Origin of the sequence: Rhodococcus sp. IEGM 1318 (genome assembly GCF_033142465.1) — a bacterium.
Taxonomy (GTDB): Bacteria; Actinomycetota; Actinomycetes; order Mycobacteriales; family Mycobacteriaceae; genus Rhodococcus_F; species Rhodococcus_F qingshengii_B.
This window is the reverse complement of record NZ_JAWLSC010000001.1, coordinates 548,312-568,815: the sequence shown is the minus strand read 5'-3', so window position 1 is coordinate 568,815 and position 20,504 is coordinate 548,312. Positions and strand designations below refer to the sequence as shown.

21 protein-coding genes are annotated in these 20,504 nt (G+C 62.8%); 12 read left to right on the top strand and 9 right to left on the bottom strand.

What is annotated here, in order from left to right; translation table 11 throughout:
- The first annotated feature begins 40 nt into the window (after positions 1-40).
- From R4P65_RS02625 to R4P65_RS02610, 4 genes are all read left to right on the top strand, one after another.
- A complete protein-coding gene (locus tag R4P65_RS02625; protein ID WP_317825329.1) occupies positions 41-1,366 on the top strand; it encodes a bifunctional o-acetylhomoserine/o-acetylserine sulfhydrylase in 1,326 nt (441 codons plus the stop codon).
- Complete coding sequence (gene metX, locus R4P65_RS02620; RefSeq protein WP_230812350.1) at positions 1,363-2,499, top strand: homoserine O-acetyltransferase MetX; 1,137 nt, start codon at positions 1,363-1,365, stop codon at positions 2,497-2,499. The genes R4P65_RS02625 and metX overlap by 4 nt, the downstream gene beginning before the upstream one ends.
- A 118-nt stretch (positions 2,500-2,617) precedes the next feature.
- Positions 2,618-4,447, top strand: a complete 1,830-nt coding sequence (locus R4P65_RS02615) for a DEAD/DEAH box helicase (RefSeq protein ID WP_317825328.1) — start codon at positions 2,618-2,620, stop codon at positions 4,445-4,447.
- Entirely contained in the window at positions 4,447-5,022 is a 576-nt protein-coding gene (locus tag R4P65_RS02610) for a hypothetical protein (protein ID WP_317825327.1), read from the top strand. The genes R4P65_RS02615 and R4P65_RS02610 overlap by 1 nt, the downstream gene beginning before the upstream one ends.
- Positions 5,023-5,027: 5 nt before the next feature.
- On the opposite strand, the gene R4P65_RS02605 is transcribed toward R4P65_RS02610, so the two are convergent.
- Positions 5,028-5,312 carry a DUF3017 domain-containing protein gene (locus tag R4P65_RS02605; RefSeq protein WP_230812347.1) on the bottom strand — a complete coding sequence of 95 codons (285 nt, stop codon included), beginning with the start codon at positions 5,310-5,312 and terminating at the stop codon, positions 5,028-5,030.
- A 5-nt stretch (positions 5,313-5,317) separates the two neighbouring features.
- Positions 5,318-6,175 carry a bifunctional methylenetetrahydrofolate dehydrogenase/methenyltetrahydrofolate cyclohydrolase gene (locus R4P65_RS02600; RefSeq protein ID WP_317825326.1) on the bottom strand — a complete coding sequence of 286 codons (858 nt, stop codon included), beginning with the start codon at positions 6,173-6,175 and terminating at the stop codon, positions 5,318-5,320.
- Positions 6,176-6,239: 64 nt separating this feature from the next.
- Here R4P65_RS02600 and R4P65_RS02595 point away from each other — a divergent pair, with 64 nt between their 5' ends.
- Together R4P65_RS02595 and R4P65_RS02590 are read left to right on the top strand one after the other, a co-directional pair.
- Positions 6,240-6,719: a GNAT family N-acetyltransferase gene (locus R4P65_RS02595; protein WP_411742510.1), complete on the top strand. Its 480-nt coding sequence runs from the start codon at positions 6,240-6,242 to the stop codon at positions 6,717-6,719.
- 32 nt (positions 6,720-6,751) lie between these two features.
- Entirely contained in the window at positions 6,752-7,027 is a 276-nt protein-coding gene (locus R4P65_RS02590) for a DUF1905 domain-containing protein (RefSeq protein ID WP_230812345.1), read from the top strand.
- A 6-nt stretch (positions 7,028-7,033) separates the two neighbouring features.
- On the opposite strand, the gene R4P65_RS02585 is transcribed toward R4P65_RS02590, so the two are convergent.
- Entirely contained in the window at positions 7,034-7,654 is a 621-nt protein-coding gene (locus tag R4P65_RS02585; protein WP_003940770.1) for a pentapeptide repeat-containing protein, read from the bottom strand.
- A gap of 33 nt (positions 7,655-7,687) precedes the next feature.
- On the bottom strand, positions 7,688-8,368 hold the full coding sequence (locus tag R4P65_RS02580) for an excalibur calcium-binding domain-containing protein (RefSeq protein ID WP_317825324.1): 681 nt from the start codon (positions 8,366-8,368) through the stop codon (positions 7,688-7,690).
- A gap of 135 nt (positions 8,369-8,503) precedes the next feature.
- Between R4P65_RS02580 and R4P65_RS02575 the strand changes: the two genes are divergently transcribed.
- The gene (locus R4P65_RS02575) at positions 8,504-8,968 is read left to right on the top strand and encodes a tRNA (cytidine(34)-2'-O)-methyltransferase (protein WP_317825543.1); all 465 of its coding nucleotides are present in this window, start codon (positions 8,504-8,506) and stop codon (positions 8,966-8,968) included.
- A gap of 6 nt (positions 8,969-8,974) precedes the next feature.
- On the opposite strand, the gene R4P65_RS02570 is transcribed toward R4P65_RS02575, so the two are convergent.
- Both R4P65_RS02570 and R4P65_RS02565 read right to left on the bottom strand, forming a co-directional pair.
- The gene (locus tag R4P65_RS02570; protein WP_317825323.1) at positions 8,975-13,162 is read right to left on the bottom strand and encodes a bifunctional nitrate reductase/sulfite reductase flavoprotein subunit alpha; all 4,188 of its coding nucleotides are present in this window, start codon (positions 13,160-13,162) and stop codon (positions 8,975-8,977) included.
- A 180-nt stretch (positions 13,163-13,342) separates the two neighbouring features.
- Complete coding sequence (locus R4P65_RS02565; protein ID WP_317825322.1) at positions 13,343-14,176, bottom strand: DUF3626 domain-containing protein; 834 nt, start codon at positions 14,174-14,176, stop codon at positions 13,343-13,345.
- A gap of 91 nt (positions 14,177-14,267) precedes the next feature.
- On the opposite strand from R4P65_RS02565, the gene R4P65_RS02560 reads away from it, so the two are divergent.
- Complete coding sequence (locus R4P65_RS02560) at positions 14,268-14,438, top strand: hypothetical protein (RefSeq protein ID WP_317825321.1); 171 nt, start codon at positions 14,268-14,270, stop codon at positions 14,436-14,438.
- A 12-nt stretch (positions 14,439-14,450) separates the two neighbouring features.
- Here R4P65_RS02560 and R4P65_RS02555 read toward each other — a convergent pair whose 3' ends face one another.
- Positions 14,451-15,362, bottom strand: coding sequence for a LysR family transcriptional regulator (locus tag R4P65_RS02555; protein ID WP_230812341.1), 912 nt, complete (start codon positions 15,360-15,362; stop codon positions 14,451-14,453).
- Positions 15,363-15,452: 90 nt separating this feature from the next.
- On the opposite strand from R4P65_RS02555, the gene R4P65_RS02550 reads away from it, so the two are divergent.
- Entirely contained in the window at positions 15,453-16,538 is a 1,086-nt protein-coding gene (locus R4P65_RS02550) for a TDT family transporter (protein ID WP_317825320.1), read from the top strand.
- A gap of 74 nt (positions 16,539-16,612) precedes the next feature.
- Complete coding sequence (locus R4P65_RS02545; protein WP_317825319.1) at positions 16,613-17,254, top strand: dihydrofolate reductase family protein; 642 nt, start codon at positions 16,613-16,615, stop codon at positions 17,252-17,254.
- A gap of 48 nt (positions 17,255-17,302) precedes the next feature.
- Here the strand turns inward: R4P65_RS02545 and R4P65_RS02540 are convergent, their stop codons facing one another.
- Positions 17,303-17,611: a rhodanese-like domain-containing protein gene (locus R4P65_RS02540; RefSeq protein WP_230813203.1), complete on the bottom strand. Its 309-nt coding sequence runs from the start codon at positions 17,609-17,611 to the stop codon at positions 17,303-17,305.
- Between the two features lie 85 nt (positions 17,612-17,696).
- Between R4P65_RS02540 and R4P65_RS02535 the strand changes: the two genes are divergently transcribed.
- Positions 17,697-18,536 (top strand): CPBP family intramembrane glutamic endopeptidase, encoded by an 840-nt coding sequence (locus R4P65_RS02535; RefSeq protein ID WP_317825318.1) that lies wholly within the window; start codon positions 17,697-17,699, stop codon positions 18,534-18,536.
- Between the two features lie 33 nt (positions 18,537-18,569).
- Complete coding sequence (locus R4P65_RS02530) at positions 18,570-19,460, top strand: chlorophyllase/cutinase-like alpha/beta fold protein (RefSeq protein WP_317825317.1); 891 nt, start codon at positions 18,570-18,572, stop codon at positions 19,458-19,460.
- Here R4P65_RS02530 and R4P65_RS02525 read toward each other — a convergent pair.
- The gene (locus R4P65_RS02525) at positions 19,447-20,454 is read right to left on the bottom strand and encodes an NAD(P)-dependent alcohol dehydrogenase (protein ID WP_317825316.1); all 1,008 of its coding nucleotides are present in this window, start codon (positions 20,452-20,454) and stop codon (positions 19,447-19,449) included. The genes R4P65_RS02530 and R4P65_RS02525 overlap by 14 nt on opposite strands.
- Positions 20,455-20,504: the final 50 nt, after the last annotated feature.

The following is a 20,504-nucleotide window of genomic DNA, read 5'->3' as shown; positions in this document are numbered from 1 at the left end:
GTCCGACATCTATCCGTCAGACCACTGGAGTGAAAAAATCATGACCGACAACACAGCCGACGCCGCAGCAACTTCTGATCCGACCGCGAACTGGTCGTTCGAGACCAAGCAGGTGCACGCCGGGCAAACAGCGGACACCGCCACCAATGCGCGCGCTCTGCCGATCTACCAGACCACCAGCTACGTCTTCGACAGCACGGATCACGCTGCGGCACTGTTCGGCCTCGCCGAGCCGGGCAACATCTACACGCGGATCATGAATCCCACACAGGACGCCGTCGAGCAGCGCATCGCTGCCCTCGAAGGCGGAGTCGCCGCACTCCTCCTCTCCTCGGGTCAGGCTGCCGAGACCATCGCGATCCTCAACATCGCCGAGGCCGGCGACCACATCGTCTCCAGCCCGTACCTGTACGGCGGCACGTACAACCTCCTGCATTACACCCTTCGTAAGCTGGGCATCGAAGTCACGTTCGTCGAGGATCCTGACGATCTCGACCAGTGGCGCGAAGCAATTCGCCCGAACACGAAGGCGTTCTACGGCGAAACGATCGCCAATCCGAAGAACCACATTCTCGACCTACCCGGCATCTCGTCGCTGGCCCACGAGAACGGTCTTCCGTTGATCGTGGACAACACTGTCGCGACGCCGTACCTGCTCCGCCCGCTCGAACACGGCGCCGACATCGTCGTCCACTCCGCCACCAAATACCTTGGCGGACACGGCACCGCGATCGCCGGCGTCATCGTCGACGGCGGCACCTTCGATTGGACGCAGGGTCGCCATGCGAACTTCACGACGCCTGATCCCAGCTACCACGGCGTCACCTTCGCAGACCTCGGCGCGCCGGCGTTTGCTCTCAAGGCTCGCGTCCAACTGCTGCGCGATCTCGGCTCCGCCGTGGCGCCGTTCAACGCGTTCCTCATCGCGCAGGGCATCGAAACCTTGAGCCTGCGCATCGAGCGTCACGTGTCCAATGCACAGAAGGTCGCCGAGTTCCTCGACCGCCACGGCGAGGTGGCCTCCGTTTCCTACGCGGGACTTCCCTCCTCGCCTTGGTTCGAACGCGGAAAGCAGCTGACGCCCAAGGGAACCGGCGCCATCGTCACCTTCGAGCTGCCCGGCGGGATCGATGCGGGCAAGAAGTTCGTCAACGCCCTGACACTGCACAGCCACGTCGCCAACATCGGTGATGTTCGCTCACTCGTCATCCACCCCGCGTCGACGACGCACTCGCAGCTCACCCCCGAAGAGCAGCTCGCTTCGGGTGTCACGCCCGGACTCGTCCGCCTCGCGGTCGGGATCGAGGGAATCGACGACATCCTCGCCGATCTCACCGTCGGCCTGGCTGCGGTGGCAAACTCGTGACCGTGAACGAATTGGAGCCCAGGATCGACCTCCTACCCCCGGCCGACGGTCAGGTGGGGTTCGTCGACATCGGCGCCCTGGAACTCGAAAGCGGCGCGGTACTCCCATCCGTTTCGCTCGCCGTTCAGCGGTGGGGTGAGCTGTCCCCGAACTGCGACAACGTCGTACTCGTCGAGCACGCACTGACCGGAGACTCGCACGTCACCGGTCCGATCTCCGCGAATCAGCCATCCCCCGGCTGGTGGAACGGGATGGTCGGCCCCGGCGAACCGATCGACACCGGCGAATGGTGCGTCATCGCAACCAATGTCCTCGGTGGTTGTCGCGGCACGACCGGTCCCAGTTCACTGGCCGACGACGGCAAGCCGTGGGGCAGCAGGTTCCCGGAGATCTCCATCCGGGATCAGATCGCGGCGGAGAAGAAGCTTGTCGATCTGCTCGGGATCGACCAGTTGGCCTCGGTGGTCGGCGGATCCATGGGCGGCATGCGCACCCTCGAGTGGGCAGTTACCTACCCGGACAGCATTCGCTCCGCGTTGGTGCTCGCAACCGGTTCACGGGCGACCGCAGATCAGATCGGCACCCAGACGACGCAGATCGCGGCCATCGTCTCCGATCCCGACTGGCAAGGCGGTAACTACCACGGAACGGGTCGGGCACCGCGCGCCGGACTCGGCATCGCTCGTCGCATCGCGCACCTGACGTATCGCTCCGAGTCGGAACTGGATGCGCGCTTCGAGAACTCCGCCCAGAACGACGAAAACCCTTGGAACGGTGGACGATACGCTGTGCAGAGTTACCTGGAACATCAGGCGGACAAGCTCGTCGACCGCTTCGACCCGAGCACGTACGTCCTCCTGACCGAGGCCATGAACCGGCACGACATCGGCCGTGGACGCGGCGGCGTTGCAGCGGCGTTGGCATCGATCACGGCACCGGTCGTCGTGGGCGGCGTGGATTCGGATCGGCTGTATCCCCTTCGTTTGCAAGAGGAGATCGCCGACGGAATTTCCACGTGCAGCGGCCTCGAGATTCTCAAGTCCAAGGACGGCCACGACGGCTTCCTGACGGAGGCGGACGCCGTTGCTGGACTCCTTCGCCGCACGATGGAGTTCGCACGCACGGCTCGCTGATCCGGCACAGAGCCACATTTTCAGAATTCGTCAATGTCGGGAAAACCACAGCTGATCTGCGGGTTTTCCCGACATTTTCATTGGCGAACGTGAGCCGGCGCGGCTAGCATCGGCGAACGTGAATCAGCCATGCTCGACGCGCCTGCAGGCTACGTACATTCCCGAGCACATGTCCTTCGCGTTCTGGGGTGACGCAGACCCGGCAGCGCGGCTGTCGGCGCTGGGGATGCCGACCGGATCGCCGGGCATGTGCAGGCTTGCGATCCCGGTCGACGAGTCGATCACAGCAACCGACGTCGAAGCACAACTGCTCGACCTCACCACCGCGATCGACGCGTTCCACAACCTCGATGCAGGTCGCGGCGACCTCGGACCGTCGTTGCTCGCGTGGAAGCGCGTCATCGACACCGGCGCACATGACATTCCGACCGCAGCGCATGCAGCGATCGACCGTGACGACACGAAAATCAGAAGCGCCCGGTCCACGCTGCAATTGTTCACACAAGCGCGCGCGGCCATCGAGAGTCTTCGCCGAGCAAAGATTCAGGCGACATTGCGCCCGTATCAAGTGCAGGGAGTTGCCTGGTTGACTGCACTGTCGGGTTCGGGCGGTGGGATCTTGGCCGACGAGATGGGTTTGGGTAAGACACTGCAAGCGATTTCGATGATCGCGATCCGCGCCGACGACGGTCCGCATCTGGTTGTGTGTCCCACCTCGGTGATCGGAAACTGGCGCCGCGAGATCGAGCGATTCGCTCCGCATCTGCCACTGCATGTTCATCACGGGACTGCTCGCGCACTTCCCACTAGTATGCCCGCCGGCACCACGGTTCTGACCAGCTACAGCGTCTTGCGTTCCGATGCGGCCCAATTGAGCCCGATCCACTGGAGTTCGGTGATCTTCGACGAGGCGCAGCAGATCAAGAACCCCGCTTCCCTCGCTGCGAAAGCGGCAATGCAGTTGTCGGCCGACGTCAAGGTGGCGATGACCGGCACGCCGGTGGAGAACCGCCTCGAAGAGTTGTGGTCCCTCTTTCGCGTCGCAAATCCGGGCGTCCTCGGAACACGCGCACGTTTTCGTCAACGCTTTGCCCTACCGATCGAATCCGGTCGATCCGCCACTGCGGCGAACAGGCTTGCCGCGGTCATCGATCCTTTCATTCTGCGCAGAACCAAAGACACAGTGGCCAAGGATCTTCCGCCCAAACAGTTCTCCACTGTCTCGTGCACTCTGACATCGGAACAGGCGCGGATCTATCGGTCGGCAGTTGCCGATGCTTTCGACACCGGATTGGGTACGGGAATTGCCCGGCGCGGCAACATCCTTGCGCTGCTGACCACCCTCAAACAGGTATGCAATCACCCCGCGCAGGTGACCGGTGATACGGACGACCTCTACGGAAGATCCGGAAAGCTCGACCGCGCAACGGAAATGATCGCCGAGATCGTCGACGACGGCGATCATGCGCTGATCTTCACGCAGTACCGGACGATGGGCGAGATGCTTTCGCGGCACCTGGGATCCGAATTGGGAATCGGCGCCGTGCCTTTCCTCCACGGCGGCCTGAGCACCGACAAGCGCGACGGGATGGTCGACGCGTTCCAGAACGACGCGGATTCCCCGCCGGTTCTGATTCTGAGCCTGCGCGCCGCCGGCTTCGGCCTCAACCTCACTCGCGCGAGTCACGTCGTGCACTACGACCGGTGGTGGAACCCAGCCGTCGAAGATCAGGCAACCGACCGGGCACACCGCATCGGCCAGAAGCGCACGGTCAACGTCCACACCTTGGTGACGGGCGGAACCGTGGAGGATCACATCGCTGCGATGCACGAGTCCAAACGAGCTGTGGCCGATGCTGTTTCCGGGAACGTCGAGGCCGCGCTGGCCGATCTTCCCGACACCGAACTGCGTGAACTTCTCGAACTGGATGGCGCGGTGATTATCTGATGGCCAACGAATTCGGTGTCACCGCTTGGGGTCGGGCGTGGCTGCGGACGGTGGAGCGGACCGCGGCATCAGGTCCGAACCCGTCCCTGCCGACGGCTCGTACCCTCGCACGCAACGGGTCGGTGGAATTCACCGTGGTCTCATCGGGGACCGTCGTCGCGGCGGTGAGCACCAAAGCAAAAACCTCGTCGGTGACGATTGGTGTCCCGCTGTGGACCAGATCCGAAATCGCTGCAGTGAAGAGCCTTCTCCGCTCGGCTGGAAAGGCCAACAGATCCGTCTCGACCGGCGAGCTGCCGGACAGCGTCGTCACCGAACTTCAGGCTCGAAATATCGCAGTCGCCGTTGATCTTTCGGAGTGCACTGCCAGCTGCGACTGCTCGGGTCGGCGCTCGCCGTGCGTTCACCATCTCGCCGCGATCTACGCTCTGGCCGGGCGGATCGACGAGGAACCAGTCCTCGCAGTGACGCTGCGAAGTGCACCGGACAAGGCCGGAAAGAAGTCGGCATCCACACAGTCACCGGAGTGGATCCCGTTGAGCGACATCGACATCCGCTCGTTCTACGGGAACTGACCTTCTCAGTCGGTACCGAGCGGATCGATGGTCAGGGCAAGCGTCGCGATCAACGCTCCCATGACGCCCATCGCCGCGGTGTCGAAAACCCTTCCGCGCACGGCAAGCAACCCCACACGATTCTCGGGAACGAACCACCGCGCGGCAGCACCGATGATGACGGCAACACCGAAGACAAGGGCGCCGCGGCGCCACCGGTCGGCCAGCACGAGAACAACAGCTGCCGCGATCACGGCAAGGACCGCGAGCATGGGCAGATTCTTCTTCGCGAGGCCGACCAGTGAGGACATCGGACTCAGACTCCGGCCAGAACCCGCTCGGCGCGCTCGACCACGTTGGTGATCAGGAACGCGCGGGTCAGCGGTCCGACACCACCGGGGTTGGGTGAGACGAACCCGGCGACCTCGTTGACGTCGGCTGCAACGTCGCCGCGCAGGCCGTCGTCGGTGCGACTGACGCCGACATCGAGGACCGCCGCTCCGGGCTTGACCATGTCTGCGGTGATGAGACCGGGAACGCCGGCGGCGGCGACGATGATGTCGGCGCGGCGAACCTCGGCTGCGAGATCGCGGGTACCGGTGTGGCAGAGCGTGACCGTGGCGTTCTCGCTACGACGCGTCAGCAACAGTCCGATCGGGCGACCGACCGTGACGCCGCGTCCGACAACCACCACGTGTGCGCCGGCAATCGGGACCTCGTAGCGACGCAGAAGGTGGAGGATTCCACGTGGGGTGCACGGCAGGGGCGCTTCCTTGCCTAACACCAGTCGACCGAGGTTGACCGGATGCAAGCCGTCGGCATCCTTGTCAGGGTCGATGCGCTCGAGGGCCGCGTTCTCGTCGAGGTGCTTGGGAAGGGGCAACTGGACGATGTAGCCGGTGCACTCGGGATTGGCGTTGAGCTCGTCGATCGTCGCGTTGAGTTGCTCCTGCGTGATGTCGGCAGGCAGGTCGCGTCGCAAAGAATTGATACCGACCTTGGCGCAGTCGTTGTGCTTGCCGCGCACGTAAGCAGCGGATCCGGGGTCGTCGCCTACCAGGATGGTGCCCAAGCCGGGTGTGATGTCCTCTGCCTTCAGAGCGCTCACCCGCACCTTCAGGTCTTCGAAGATTTCGTCGCGGGTAGCTTTGCCGTCGAGGATCGTTGCAGTCACGGCGACCATTGTTCCAGGTTAGGGTCGATGAGTGACAACGGCTCCGGAACTACGCGGCCCGAGAGTGGTCCTCTCCCCGCTCGCGCCCGATCATCACGCCCGTCTGCGGGCAATTCACCTGCACCCGGACGTCGTGCAGTGGTGGCAAAATCCCGACGACGACTGGCCTGCGGCGCCAGAAGCCGGCACCACGCGCTACAGCATCTTCTACGGAGACCAACTGATCGGCTTCATCCAGTGGTACGAAGCCGAGGACGACCCCGACTTCCGCCACGCCGGGCTCGACTTGTTTCTCGATCCCGACTTCCACAGCCAAGGGTTCGGTCGCGAATCGATACGGGTGCTGTGTGCCCATCTGATCGACGACCTCGCATTCCACCGTCTGGTCATCGACCCCGAGGTCGATAACTCCGTCGCCATCGCGTGCTATCGATCTGTGGGATTCAAGGACGTCGGGGTGATGCGCGAGTACTCGCGAGATCGCCACGGTGTGTGGAAGGACGGTCTGTTGATGGATCTCCTTGCTCGGGAATTCATCCGCTGATCGACTGGGACGAGCGCGAAAGGACCGACATCATGTTGCTGGACAAGGAATTCACGGCCACCTTGCAGAAGAGCGACGCCAAGGGCGGGTGGACTTATGTGATCTGGCCGGAGTCCGCCGAGTTCTTCGGCACCCGCGGCCTGGTCAAGGTTCGCGGGACGATCGACGGACATCCGTTCCAGAGTTCGTTCATGGCCTTGGGAGACGGCAACCACAAGCTGCCGGTCAAAGCCGATCTTCGCAAAGCCATCGGCAAGGAGACGGGCGAACTGGTGACTGTGCACCTCGAGGAGCGCTTGCAGAGCTAGGCGCCACTACTTCATGTCGACGACAAGACCGTGCGCCGACGCATAAGCCACGGCCTGCATCAACTCGATCTGCGCGTTTCCGACAGACGCGGACGTCCACAGACTCGGGTCGATCCGCGCACCGCGCAGGTCTGCACCCTCGAGTTTGAGTCCACCCGTGCGAGCACCGGACAGATCCGCCGACGCCAGAACCGCGCCCCGCATGTCGGCCCGAACCAGGTTCGCTTCACGGAAGCGGCATGAGGTGAAGTCGATCTTCCTCAAGTCCGCCCCGCCCAGTGAGGTCAACGAGAAGTCGACTTCGTCGAGCGTCAACGGCCGGATACGGCAACCGTCGAACGTCGACCCGAGCAGACTGCAGTTTCGGAACGTGCTGTGCCACAGGCTGGTCCGAGCAAAATTGCACGAACGGAACGCCGTTCCCGTATGTACGGACTCCCCCAGATCGGTGCCGGTGAAATCGCAGTCGGTGAACACCACCGATTCCGTCGTGAGTCCGGTGAGATCGGCGTCTCGGAAATTGCAATTGGTGAAAGTGCGCTGACGCCACTTCTGCCCAGCCAGTCGCGCGTCTGAATAATCTTCGCCGACGACGTCGTCGGATTCTTCGGGGAGCATGCCGTCCATACTGCCCCGCCGCACCGACACCGTTTCGACCGCCTAGGTCTCGCAGGCCACGCCGTCACCGTCGCGATCGAGCTTGGACGAATAGCCCGGATCGCCTCGGTAGATCGGGGCAGCACCGGCCGCTCGCACCGCTGAGCAGTTGGCGTAATAGACCCCCGCATCAGGCACCTTGGCCGGCGGCGGAACGTACGCCGGTTCCGTTGTCTTCGGCGGCGTGTACGCCGGAGCGGGCGGAACGTACGGCGTAGTCGTGGTCTCCGGGACCTGCGGCACCAGCGGCACTATTGCCACGGTGGTCGTCGTCGGTGGCTGCACGATCGTTGTCGTCGTCGGCAAGAGGGACGAAGTTGTGGTCTTCGTCGTCGATGGGACAGTGGTTTTGGTTGCCGTCGCTGCAGCTGTCGTCGAAGAGGTCACAGCAGGCGTCGTCGATTCTTCCGACTTGCCCGCCCCCGTCGCCGCAGCGATGGCCACCAACCCCACGACTGCTGCGCCGGCGATCCACGGCCACTTACGCCGCGTCTTGCCTTCCTCAGCGTTTGCGTCCGGCGACGGAGATCCCGGTGCACCGAAGACTTGCGTCGGAGTACCGAATGCTTGAGTGGGTGCATCGACGCCCTTGGGCCGTGTCTGGGCGGTCCACTGCTGACCGTCCCAGTAACGGTCGATCGTGGGGTCGAAGGGGTCGGGGTTCCAACCGGCGGGAGGGTTCATGAAATGTCCGTTCTGAGAAGAGTGCCGGAAATAGGTTCGCACGGACTGGCCGGTTTGTTACCAATTCGCCCACACTTCTCGACGGCTCTTCTCGCCGACGCGGGCAGCGATATGCCGCCCGGTACAGTTCCTCGCGTGTTCCGAGTGATGTTCCACGAGCCCCGCATCCCACCCAACACCGGAAACGCGATCCGCATGGTCGCGGGCACCGGTTGCGAACTCCACCTGGTCGGCCCTCTCGGGTTCGACTTGTCGGAGCCGAAACTCAAGCGCGCAGGCTTGGATTACCACGATCTGGCGACTGTCACGGTCCACGAGAACCTTGCTGCGGCGTGGGAAGCCGTCACGCCCGCGCGCGTGTTCGCCTTCACCGCGCACGCGACCACGTCCTATGCCGATATCGCCTACCAACCCGGCGACGTCCTGCTATTCGGGCCAGAACCCACCGGACTGTCCGAAGAGGTATTGGCGGACGAACACATCACCGAGCGCCTGCGTATCCCGATGCTTCCCGGACGCCGATCCCTCAACCTGTCCAACGCTGCCGCCCTGGTGACGTACGAGGCCTGGCGCCAGAACGGGTTCAAGGGCGCCGTCTGATCGACGTCAGTAGACGTCCCGGACGTAGCGCTTCTCCGCCGAAAGAGCCTTCACATACGCCTCGGCACTACGAGGGGCCAGTTTTCCGTGTTGAGCGACCACCCCGTTGAGGGCACTGTCGACATCCTTGGCCATCCGGTTGGCATCGCCGCAGACGTAGAAGTGTGCACCCCTCTGCAACCACTCCCACAGCTGCGCGCCCCGCTCACGCATCCGGTCCTGCACGTAGATCTTGTCGGCTTGATCCCGGGAAAATGCGAGGTCGAGTTCGGTGAGAAAGCCGTCTTTCCGCAATTCTTCAATTTCTTCGCGGTAGTAGAAGTCGGTCGCGGCATGCTGTTCTCCGAAGAACAGCCAGTTCGGACCCGTGTGCCCCAACGCCCGCCGCTCATGCAGGAAAGCACGGAACGGTGCAATGCCGGTCCCCGGACCGACCATGATCATCGGGGTCTCGGGATCGGAAGGGGGCCGGAAGTGAGTCGACTTCTGCACGTAAATTCCGATGTCGTCACCGTCAGCATGATCTGCGAGATACGTCGAGCACACTCCACGGCGTGGGACGCCCGCGACGTTGTATCGGACGGCGGACACCGTCAACTGCACTTCGCGTGGGTTCTCTTTCGGACTCGAAGAAATCGAATACAACCGCGGCTGAAGCGGTTTGAGTAACGAGAGCCATTCGTCGGTTGAAGCACGAACCGGCGACTGCGCAAGTACGTCGACGGACTGTCGTCCCCACGACCAGTCTTTGAGCGTGGAGATGTTCTCCGGCTTCATCAACTCGGCCAGGTCCGCATCGCGAGTCCGTTGATGCACGAACCGAATCATGTCGCTCGAGATTCGAGTGATCTCCAGGCGTTCGGTCAGCGCGGTACGCAAGGTCATCGCGCCGTACTGCCCCAGATCGACGGTCTCCTCACCGTCGAGGCCGGTAAGGGTGAGCCACTCGTCGACAAACGGGGAGCTGTTTCGCGGCCAGACTCCGAGAGCGTCGCCGGCTTCGTAGCTGACCGTGTCGTCCGGAAGGTGAAAACCCAACTGCCGCACGTCTTTGGAAGAGCCTGGCCGGTTGAGCACGACATTGCGCGTCAAAGCTGTAGTCAGTGGCGCCTTCTTGTTGTACTGCAGCGGCGCCGACATCGCCGGTAAAATCGGCGCGGCCACAGCAGTTGTGCCGGAGTTCTTCAATGCAACGACGACGTCGGTCGACTCGCCCGCCTCCGTGCTCTGAAGTTCGGCCGTGACCGCGTCGAGCCATCCAGCAGCTGTGTCTTCGAAATCAGGCTCGCAGTCGACGCGATCGACGATACGACTGGCTCCCAGTTCAGCAAGGCGAGCGTCGAGTTTTCGCCCGTGTCCACAGAAGTCGTCGTAGTTCGAGTCCCCGAAAGCAATTACTGCATAACGTGTCTCGACCATGCTGGGCGCTGTGTCAGCAGCCAAGGCTTCCCAGAAACCGCTGCCGTTGTCCGGGGATTCGCCGTCACCGGAGGTACTGGTGATCAGCAGGACCTCTCGGGTGGCCGCCAGGTCGGCAGCCGGGAACTCGTCCATTGCGTGTATCACCACGGGCAAACCGACTTCCCCGAGACGAGCAGCGCAGGCGGCGGCAAACTCCTCCGCGTTTCCGGTCTGCGATGCCCAGAGCACGACGATCGGCGCCCGCTCGGAGGCAGTGTCCGTACCCGATGACAACGCGGGCCCGTCAGTGCCAGGGAGTGAGGTCCTTGAGTACAGGCCGGCCAAGACACCGTCTACCCACATCCGCTTTTCGCCATCGAAGGGTGCAGCCGGAGGCAAGGTCGGCACTCCGACAGTGCGATCGGCATCCGCACGCAACGCCGCGAGAAGACCTGCCAGGTAGCTCTGTTGGAGCGGATCGAATACCACTGCAGGTGTTCCTGTTTGGCCGATGACATCAGCGAGGACATCGGTTCGCGACAAAGCCCGATCAGTCGCCACGGGAGCCACCCGCGGCGATTCGGCGAGCTCCGTTTCGGGCGTGTTCACGGCGACCTTCGTCATAGTGACGGCACAGGCTTTGAACTCCGGTTGCTGGGAGGCAGGGTCGATGGCGTCGTTGGTGACGGCGTTGATCGAGAGATACTCGCCGAAGGCGTCGTTCCAGTGAAACGGTGCGAAGCAGTTTCCCGGACGCACTCGGTCGGTGACCACGGCCGGGAGCACTGCGCGGCCGCGGCGTGAGGCGACCTCGATCGCGTCCTTGTCGACGACGCCGAGGCGTGTGGCGTCGTCGGGATGGATCTCGACAAAGGGCCCGGGATTGAGTTTGTTCAGCTTGGCCACCTTGCCGGTCTTGGTCATGGTGTGCCACTGGTGCGCAAGACGACCGGTGTTGAGCAGGAACGGATAGTCGTCGTCGGGCATTTCGGCGGGAAGCATGTGTGGCCGGGCGAAGAACATCGCGCGGCCCGTGGCGGTGGGGAACGCGAGGCGTGGAGTGCTGCCGTCCTCTCGGACCAGAAGCCTCTGACTGACACCGTCATTGAGGTATCGGATGGGATGACGGTCCTGATCACTGTCTGGCGGGCATGGCCACTGGATCGACGTCTTGCGGAGCCGCTCGTAGGTGACGCCGCGTAAGTCGTAGCCGGTCTTCGGATTCCAGAACTGCTTGATCTCTTCGAACACCTCTTCGGCGCAGGTGTAGGTGAACGCTTCGGCGTACCCCATCTCGCAGGCGATCCGGGCGATGATCTGCCAATCAGGCAGCGCCTGCCCAACCGGATCCAGTGCCTGCTGAAAGAGCGTCAGGTTGCGTTCGGAATTGATCATCACTCCGTCGGACTCTGTCCACAGCGACGCGGGCAGCAGAACATCGGCGTATTCGTTGGTCTCGGTGCCCAGGAAAGCATCCTGGGTGATGACGAGGTCGGCCTTCTCCAAGCCGTCGATGACGGTCTTGCGGTTGGCCACCGTCGCAACGGGATTGGTGCAGATGATCCAGCACGCTTTGATGTCGCCCGCCGCCATTCGGGAGAACATGTCGATGGTGCCACCGCCGATGTCGGTGCGCAGCGAGCCCTGCGGGATCCCCCATCGCTCCTCGACGAAGTCGCGATCGGCGTCGACCATCACGGCGCGCTGACCTGGCAAACCTGGCCCCATGTAGCCCATTTCACGCCCACCCATGGCGTTCGGCTGACCGGTCAACGAGAACGGACCGCTGCCGGGCTTGCAGATCGCACCGGTCGCAAGGTGAAGGTTGCAGATGGCGTTGGTGTTCCACGTGCCGTGGGTGCTCTGGTTCAAACCCATTGTCCAACAGCTCATCCAGTTGGCGGCCTCACCGATCCACTGCGCTGCCGTGTGGATGTCGGCTTCGGAGATACCGGTGATCTCGCTGACCTTCGCAGGCGTGTACTCCGCGAGGAAACTGGGCATGACCTCCCAGCCTTCGGTGAAGTCGGCGATGAAGTCCGGATCTGTGTGGCCGTTTACGACGAGCAGGTGGAGTAGTCCGTTGAGTAGCGCGAGATCGGTGCCGGGAGCGATCTGCAGGAACAAGTTCGCCTTGTCGGCGGTGGCGGTGCGTCGAGGATCGACGACGATCAACTTCGCGCCTGCCTTGATCCGCTCCTGCATCCGCAGAAAAAGGATCGGATGGCAGTCCGCCATGTTCGCGCCGGTCACGAAGAACACGTCGGCGTGTTCGAAGTCCTGATAGGAACCGGGCGGTCCGTCGGCCCCGAGTGACTGCTTGTAGCCGGTGCCGGCACTCGCCATGCACAAACGGGAATTCGATTCGATCTGATTGATCCCGATGAAGCCCTTGGCCAGTTTGTTCGACAGGTACTGAGCTTCGAGTGACATCTGCCCGGACACGTACAACGCAAACGCGTCGGGACCGTGCTCGTCGATTATTGCCCGCAGGCGCTGGGCGGTGTCAGTGATGACTGCGGCCATGTCCGCCGCTTCGATCGCATCACCTCGGCGCGGACGGCGATATGCAGATTCCATGCGCCCCGGGCCGGCGAGCATGTCTGCGGTCGTGGTGCCTTTGGTGCACAGACGCCCGAAGTTGGTGGGATGTGTCTTCAGACCGGAAGACTTCGCAGCCTTCCGACGCCCCGTCTCGGGATCAGTGATGATGTCGAGGACAAGACCACAGCCCACCCCGCAGTATGCGCAGAGTGTGTCGACACTGGTGGTGGTGGTGAGTTGAGCGCCCATCGATTCATGCATCCCTTCGACCGAGGATCAAGGTCGACTTCCATCTTCGGATGCAGTTGTTTCGGGAGTTCATGCCCGATGTTGCGTATCAATCACTCTTTCCTCACCGCCGCCTTCGGACTGATGTGCGCTCCCGGAACCATCAGTCGTCGACGGGCCGGGGTACGCGAATGCCCAGTTCTACGCCCTGCCGCCGAATCGAGCGATGTAGTGCCAGACCTTTTTGACGTCCTGCGGATCGTAAGAGCCGCGCCGGGCGAGACCCTGGACGGCAGGCGTCAGTCGACCATCGAGCGCAACCTCTCGGGCAATGTCGACGACGGTAGCTCCCCGATAGTCGGGATGTTCGGCGACCTCGTCGGCGTCGACCGCGTAACCGTCGTGCCACAACACCTGGCACGTGAGCGAGTGGGCGATCTCTTCGATCCGTGTGCCCCGGTAACTCGGATCCAGAACGAGCGCCTCGACGTCCGCTCCGATGTCGACGACGCCGTGAACGTGCGCCTCGATGTAGTGGTCGAGCGGATCCTCGAACTCGGCGGCTACGGCAGCGTCAACCAAGCTCATCGCTTCCGCCGTTCCGAAGAGGCCGGACTCGAAGACGCTGTCCGGAAAGCAAAAAGTGGTGCGGTCGAGCGTGTGCTCGGCAAGCCGGAAGTAGGACGAGCCGAATCGAGGAGATGCCCCGTACAGATCGGCGGAAAAGTTCAATGATCCGTACTTCGGCCGTTCCGACAGCTCTCGCTCGTCGTACGCTCCGCCGAAAATCCGACTCTCCCAACGCCAACGGTCGCCGCCGTGGTGTGCCGTCAGTCCCCCGTTGCTCGTACGAGTCTCGAACTGGGTCACATAGGCGCCTTGACGTGCGATCGAGGCCAGTGTCAGACCACTTTCAAAAGGGAGGTCTGGATGAAAGTGCAACGTCACCCGGTGATTTCGATCCAGCGGGCCACCCTTCGAGAGGTCGTGCACGTGCGCAATCGCGGCGGACGCGGGAGAGGAATCGACAGGCATTCGCCCATTATCCGGATACGGAAGCATCACCAGTGAAGAAGTCGACCAGCGAGTAGGGTGCGCCTTCACCGAGGCAGAGATCAAGGATCACGTGCAAGTCCGCGCATTCCTCGCGACCGTCGCCACGCGGTGGGAAGAACTCGACTCCGCGAAGTACCCGTTCCTCAATCGGGTGACGGCACGACTGCGCGATCACGACGACCGCGAGCAGTTCCTGGCAGGCATCAACCTCACCCTCGCGGGGATCGACACCGTCCGATAGCAGCCGCAGCCGTCAGCGTGAATGAACAGCGGTGTTGGAACCGAGCGCAATGTCGAGGAAATCTCGTGCCGCACCGCGCAATCCGCGATCGGGATCCCAGACGGCCTGCAGTCGCCGCGGCATCCGCAAGCCGTCGACGTTGACCGCGACCAGTCGGCCGTCCGTCAGGTCGGCCGCAACCGCCAGCGACGACAGAACGGCCGGGGCGTTGCCTGCCACCACCGCAGCCTTGACGGCGGTGCACGAGGTGAGCTCGAGCAACGGCGGCACACAATCGGGAACAGCATTCTCGAGCGTCAGACGGGTACCGGACCCTGACTCGCGCTGAATGAGCGGTGTGCGCGCGAGGTCCGCGACCGGAACCGGCGCACCATTCGCCCAGTCATGCCCCGGTGGAACCACCACGACGAGGTGATCACGCGCCACCTCGCACGACGCGAGCGCTGACGGCACATCCGGCCCTTCGACAAATCCGATATCAGCCTTGCCTGCCTGGACTTGAGCGGAGACGTCCGAGGAGTTGTGCAAACTCACCGACGCTACGACGTTGGGGAACTTGTGGCGCATCGCAACCGTCCACCCGGGCACCAGATATTCGGCAATGGTCATGCTGGCCGCGACAGTGACGGCAGCGTCGCGTTCACCGCGGAGAGCAGCAACCCCCGACGCCATTTCCTCGGCACTGACCAGGATGTGGCTGGCCCATTCGAGAATCAGTCCGCCCTCGGCAGTGGGACGTACACCGGTCGCCGCTCGATCGAAGACCTTGATTCCGAGCTGACGCTCGACCGAACGCACGCGCGCACTGACTGCCTGCTGACTGAGCCCGTGCTCCCGGCCGGCAGCACCCATGCTGCCCAGACGCCCCACGGAAAGCAGGACGTCGAGGGCACTGAGTTCCGGCACCCGAGGAGACAACGACATGACCCAAGATTAGACCCACAAGGCGAGTTTGTGGGCATTCAAGGACAACCGGTCTACCGGTACGAACCAGATGAGACGACAGTGGAATACATGACCACCACCACGAGTCCCACCTTCGCCCACATCACCCCGAACTGGTTCGCGGCAGCGATGGGAACGGGAATCGTGTCGGTGGCCGCGGCTTCGCTCGAACCGGAGATCGAGGGCTTGAAACTGGTCTCGGAGATCTTCTGGGTGCTGGCGGTTCTCGTGCTGTGCGCCCTGATCGGAGCATTCGCCACCCATTGGTCACAACATCGATGTCAGGCCCTTGCCTACCTGCACAGCCCCGCGATGTTCCCGTTCTACGGCGCCGTCGCCATGGCGCTTCTGACCGTGGGATCCGCAACCGGCATCACCGGCCCGGACTTTCTCGGCCACGACGTGGCGATCACCGTGTCGCTGACACTGTGGACACTCGGCACGGCACTCGGCCTGATCACCTACGTCGTGATGATGATTCGCCTGGTTCGAGATGCGGGAATGGCAACTGCTATGCCGTTCTGGCTCATGCCCGTCGTACCTCCGATGGTCTCGGCCACCACCGGCGCAGCGGTCAGCACGCACATGCCCGATGGTGCATTGCGCATCGCGGTACTGGTTTTCTGCTACATCCTGTTTGTTCTGGCACTGACCGCCGCCATCGGCATTCTGGTTGCCGTCGCCAGGCAGTTCGCACGCAACCGCTCGGCAGGCGTTGATGTGATCCCGTTCAATGCCATTCCCTCACTGTGGATTCCGTTGGGCGTGATCGGACAGTCGATCGCTGCATCGAACTTGTTGGCCGCCGCCTCACGGCATGTACTCAGTACCGAGCATGCCGACGCCCTGCACGAATTCGGAATCGCATACGGAACCGTCGTCGGAATCATCGGCGTGATCGCCTTTGTCACAGTCACCACCGTCACCGTCCACGCACTGCGCCGCGGCTTGGACTTCTCACTCGGGTGGTGGAGCTTCACATTCCCCATTGGAGCGTGTGCTGTCGGCGCAAATGCCTTCGGAGTCGCCACTGGTTCCACTGCAATCCTGGGTATCGCGCTTGCACTGTTGACTGTGCTCATCCCGATCTGGGCAACCGTCGCGGTGAGGACCGTCCGATCGATCCGCAGTGGAACCCTCCCGGCAGCGGCGTGAATTCGCACCGATGAGTTTTGCCGCGCCGTACGGTCTGTACTCACGTAGACCATTGTCGAGAGCGGGAGTACACGGTGAGTCAGTTATTGCGAGTGCAGAATTTCAGCGTTTCCAGAGACGGAATAGCCTGCGGTCCGGACCAAAGCTTCGAGAGCCCGTTCGGCCTCGACCACGGTGAAATGTTTGCGTGGGCAGGAGCCACGGCCAGCTGGCCCAATCGCACCGATCCCGGCGGCAGCCGAGGCCTCGACGACTATTTCACCCGGGACTTCTCCAACAATATCGGTGCCGAAATCATGGGCCGCAACAAGTTCGGCCCTCACCGTGGTCCTTGGGAGAATCTCGAGTGGCAGGGCTGGTGGGGCGACGAGCCACCGTTCCACACCCCGGTTTTTGTCTTGACCCACCACGTGCGGCCCTCGTTCACACTCTCGGACACGACATTCTACTTCGTCGACGCAGACCCCGCGACAGCCCTCGAGCAGGCACGTGAGGCGGCGCAGGGCAAGGACGTTCGGCTCGGCGGCGGAGTCAGCACTATCCGTGAGTTCCTCGACGCCGACCTTGTCGACGCCATGCACGTGGTGGTCTGCCCGCTCGAATTCGGATCCGGTCTACGGCTGTGGGAGTCACCCGACGAGTTACGAGACCGCTTCAACCTCGAAATAGTGCCGAGCCCGAGCGGCGTGACGCACCACTTGTTCTGGCGAAAATGACCTGTTGGGGCAGCTCCGGAAAACTGGAACTGCCCCAACGGTTACGCCCTAGGCCCCGGTCTCGACCTGGCGCCCCGACTGGTACCACGCCATCGTTCCACCGGCCACCGAAACCGCATTGATGCCGCGAGCCTGCAAATACTCTGCCGCTTGCAAGCTACGGCCACCGACAGCGCAGATGACGTAAACGGTTTCGGCGTCCGGAATCTCGCCTACACGAGCGACGAACTCGCTGAGCGGAATGAGCGTCGCACCCGGAACTCGAACCTGAGCGAACTCGTCGGCCTCACGGACGTCGATCAAGGGCTCACCCGCTGCCAAAGCCGTGTCCAGTGCATTCAAATCGACTTCCAACATTATTTCTGCGCCCGCCTTCATGTTCGCTGCTGTCCGAATAGACCGTACCCGCGCGCGTTCCTGCGACTCCCCTTACGATCTGACAATGACCAATACGGTTCCCGAAAAGTCCGGTTTTTGGAGTCGCCCCACAGTGTGGAAAGTACTCCTGCTGATCGTCGGCTACCTGGCCTTCTATCTCGCTGTCGGGCAGGTCACCTCTCGTGTTTTTGCAAACCAGATCGACACGGACAACGTCGTCGCGAGCGCCTCCAGCATCATCTTCGGAGTCGCATTGCCCATCGCGATCGGCGGGATCGCCCTGCTGGTTTTCGCGACCAAGGTCGGCTGGCTGCGCGAAATCTTCGGCCCACAGCCCATTCGTGGGCGGGGTTGGATGTGGATCGGTCCGATAATCGTGGTCGCCGCCGTTGTTGCGCATCTCGCGGGAACTGACTGGAGCGCGTGGACCACCGGCGAGATAATCGCCCTGCTGGTACTCGGTGCGTGTGTCGGACTGACGGAGGAACTGGCCACACGCGGTCTGGCAGTGAAGATGCTGCGCGACGCCGGCCACCGCGAGCGCTTTGTAGCCGTCGTGTCTTCACTGGTGTTTGCACTCATGCACACGGTCAACCTCATCGCCGGGATGAAGCCGTCGACCGTCCTTGTCACCGTTGTCTACACGTTCGGATTCGGTATGTGCATGTACCTGACCATGCGTGTGACGGGCACGATCTGGGCCGCAATCGTGTTACACGGCCTCACCGACCCCACCACCATTCTCTCGACCGGCGGGCTGGACACCTCGGTGACGTCGGAAGTGAGTGGGGTCGCAGCCGTCACCTCTTTACTCACGGTCCTCTTGGTCGTCTTCGGGGTAATCGCCATCTTTCTCATCCGGGATCGAAACGGCGAAGAACGGCCCACACGCGTCTCGGCCTGACCGACCGCGACCGTACAAGACATACTTGTGCCCATGCCTTCTCGAACCACATACTCGATCGCCGTCGTGACTGCATCGTGTGTACTGGCGCTCTCGGGTGCCGTCACTCATGCCACCGCGGGGGTTCCGACAACTTCCGGCGTGTCCACGACCGAGACCGTCGTACAGCAGTCGGTCAGTGAGATATTCGCGAATCCAGGTTCCCACGAGGTCACCGAGGAATCGGTGACGGGGTATCGGCTCTTCTATCCCACCGATATCGCCACAGTCGAGGAACAGCATCCCGTCGTCACCTTCGGCAACGGCAGCTATGCGACTTACGAAGAGTACGAAGCGCTCCTGCAGCATCTCGCTTCTTGGGGTTTTGTCGTTGTAGTGGCCGACAGCAGCGTCACCGGCGACGGGACGGAGATCTTGGGGGCTGCCCAGTACGTCGTCGATCAGAACACCAACGCTGAGAGCATTTTTTACCAGCGGATCGACACCGACAACATTGCCTCGGTCGGGCACTCCCAGGGCGCTGGTGGCGCGATCAACGCGGCAACCCAGTCCGCGAATCTGATCACCGCCACGGCGGTACTCGATTTGCCTGACCCGTGGTGGGCCTCGCGACCTGTCGACGTGATCGACGTGGCCCAGTTGACCGGACCGACGTTCTTCATGACCGGCGCCGACGACCCGGTCTCCACCGCCGATCCGCAAGCTGAGTACTTCGACAAAACCACTGGGCCCGCGGTCCGCGGCAGACTGCTTGGAGTCAGCCACAATTGGGCCGCAGACGGTGAAGGATTTCGTGGCTACCTCACCGCCTGGCTGAGGTTCACCCTCAGCGGCGATCAGACCGCTGCACCTGCCTTTGTCGGCGACGCGGCGGAAATTCTCACCGATCCCCACTGGGACCGGCAAGCCGTCAAGGGTTTGTGATGACGATCTTGCCGTAGGCGCGCCCTGATTTCTGTTGCTGGAATGCGTCAGCGAGGCGGTCGAGGCTGTAGGAAGAATCGATGACGGGACGAAGCGCGAGGCTCTCCAACCCGGCGACCATCTCCTCCTGGTGGGCACGACTGCCCACCAGGACACCTTCGATGATGACCTGCTTTGTCAGTAGCGAAGTCAGGTCGATCGACGACGAGGGGCCGTTCATGATGCCCAGCGCGCAGATCCGCCCGCCTGGTCGGACTGCAGCCAGAGATTGGCCGAGGGTGGAGGGCCCGCCGACGTCGAGGACAAGGTCGATCCCGCCGCTGAGCCGCATCGCTTCCGAACCCCAGTCCGGACGCTCACGGTAGTTGACCACGTGATCGGCACCGAGCTCGACCAATCGAGCCATCTTGTCGGGAGCCGACGAGGTTGCGATCACCTGAGCTCCAGCAGCTTTGGCAAGCTGGACGGCAAACAGCGCTACCGTGCTGGTCCCGGGAATCAACACCGAAGAACCAGGGATGATCGGGACGCTGGCAAACAGTGCACGCCACGCGGACAAGCCCGCAGTGGGCAAGGTAGCGGCTTCTTCGTACGTGTAGTTTCGCGGCATCGACGTCACTGCCGATACCGGCACGGTGACGGTGTCACGGGCGAACCCGTCGACGCCGTCACCGGGTGAATTTCCGAATCCGTCGAAATCCGGTGCACCGCTACGCCAATGCGGCAGATAGGTGCTCATCACTCGGTCCCCGACGCTGAACTGTGTGACGCCTTCGCCAACGGCGATTACTTCACCCGCAGCATCGGACAACAGAATGCGAGGGCCATCGGTCGGTATCTCGCCGGTCACCACGAGGTAGTCGTGATGGTTGAGCGAATTCGCGCGGATCGCGATCGTCACCTCACCCGTACCTGGCCCTGGCGTCTCGATCGTCCTCGATTCGAGGTTGTTCAACCCTCCAGGCGGAAGTACGTACACGGCGCGGTTGGTCATGGTGTGGATCCTCGCACGATTGATGATTTCGGGTGACGTTCGGAAAGGCT

Bases quoted from the DNA above. Each gene is read 5' to 3' on its own strand.
- R4P65_RS02550 (WP_317825320.1), top strand. From the start codon at position 15,453: ATGACCACCACCACGAGTCCCACCTTCGCCCACATCACCCCGAACTGG.
- R4P65_RS02580 (WP_317825324.1), bottom strand. From the start codon at position 8,368: ATGAACCCTCCCGCCGGTTGGAACCCCGACCCCTTCGACCCCACGATC.
- R4P65_RS02590 (WP_230812345.1), top strand. From the start codon at position 6,752: ATGTTGCTGGACAAGGAATTCACGGCCACCTTGCAGAAGAGCGACGCC.
- R4P65_RS02625 (WP_317825329.1), top strand. From the start codon at position 41: ATGACCGACAACACAGCCGACGCCGCAGCAACTTCTGATCCGACCGCG.
- R4P65_RS02525 (WP_317825316.1), bottom strand. From the start codon at position 20,454: ATGACCAACCGCGCCGTGTACGTACTTCCGCCTGGAGGGTTGAACAAC.
- R4P65_RS02570 (WP_317825323.1), bottom strand. From the start codon at position 13,162: ATGGGCGCTCAACTCACCACCACCACCAGTGTCGACACACTCTGCGCA.
- R4P65_RS02605 (WP_230812347.1), bottom strand. From the start codon at position 5,312: ATGTCCTCACTGGTCGGCCTCGCGAAGAAGAATCTGCCCATGCTCGCG.
- R4P65_RS02585 (WP_003940770.1), bottom strand. From the start codon at position 7,654: ATGGACGGCATGCTCCCCGAAGAATCCGACGACGTCGTCGGCGAAGAT.
- R4P65_RS02555 (WP_230812341.1), bottom strand. From the start codon at position 15,362: ATGTCGTTGTCTCCTCGGGTGCCGGAACTCAGTGCCCTCGACGTCCTG.
- R4P65_RS02530 (WP_317825317.1), top strand. From the start codon at position 18,570: ATGCCTTCTCGAACCACATACTCGATCGCCGTCGTGACTGCATCGTGT.
- R4P65_RS02540 (WP_230813203.1), bottom strand. From the start codon at position 17,611: ATGTTGGAAGTCGATTTGAATGCACTGGACACGGCTTTGGCAGCGGGT.
- R4P65_RS02565 (WP_317825322.1), bottom strand. From the start codon at position 14,176: ATGCCTGTCGATTCCTCTCCCGCGTCCGCCGCGATTGCGCACGTGCAC.
- R4P65_RS02610 (WP_317825327.1), top strand. From the start codon at position 4,447: ATGGCCAACGAATTCGGTGTCACCGCTTGGGGTCGGGCGTGGCTGCGG.
- R4P65_RS02535 (WP_317825318.1), top strand. From the start codon at position 17,697: ATGACCAATACGGTTCCCGAAAAGTCCGGTTTTTGGAGTCGCCCCACA.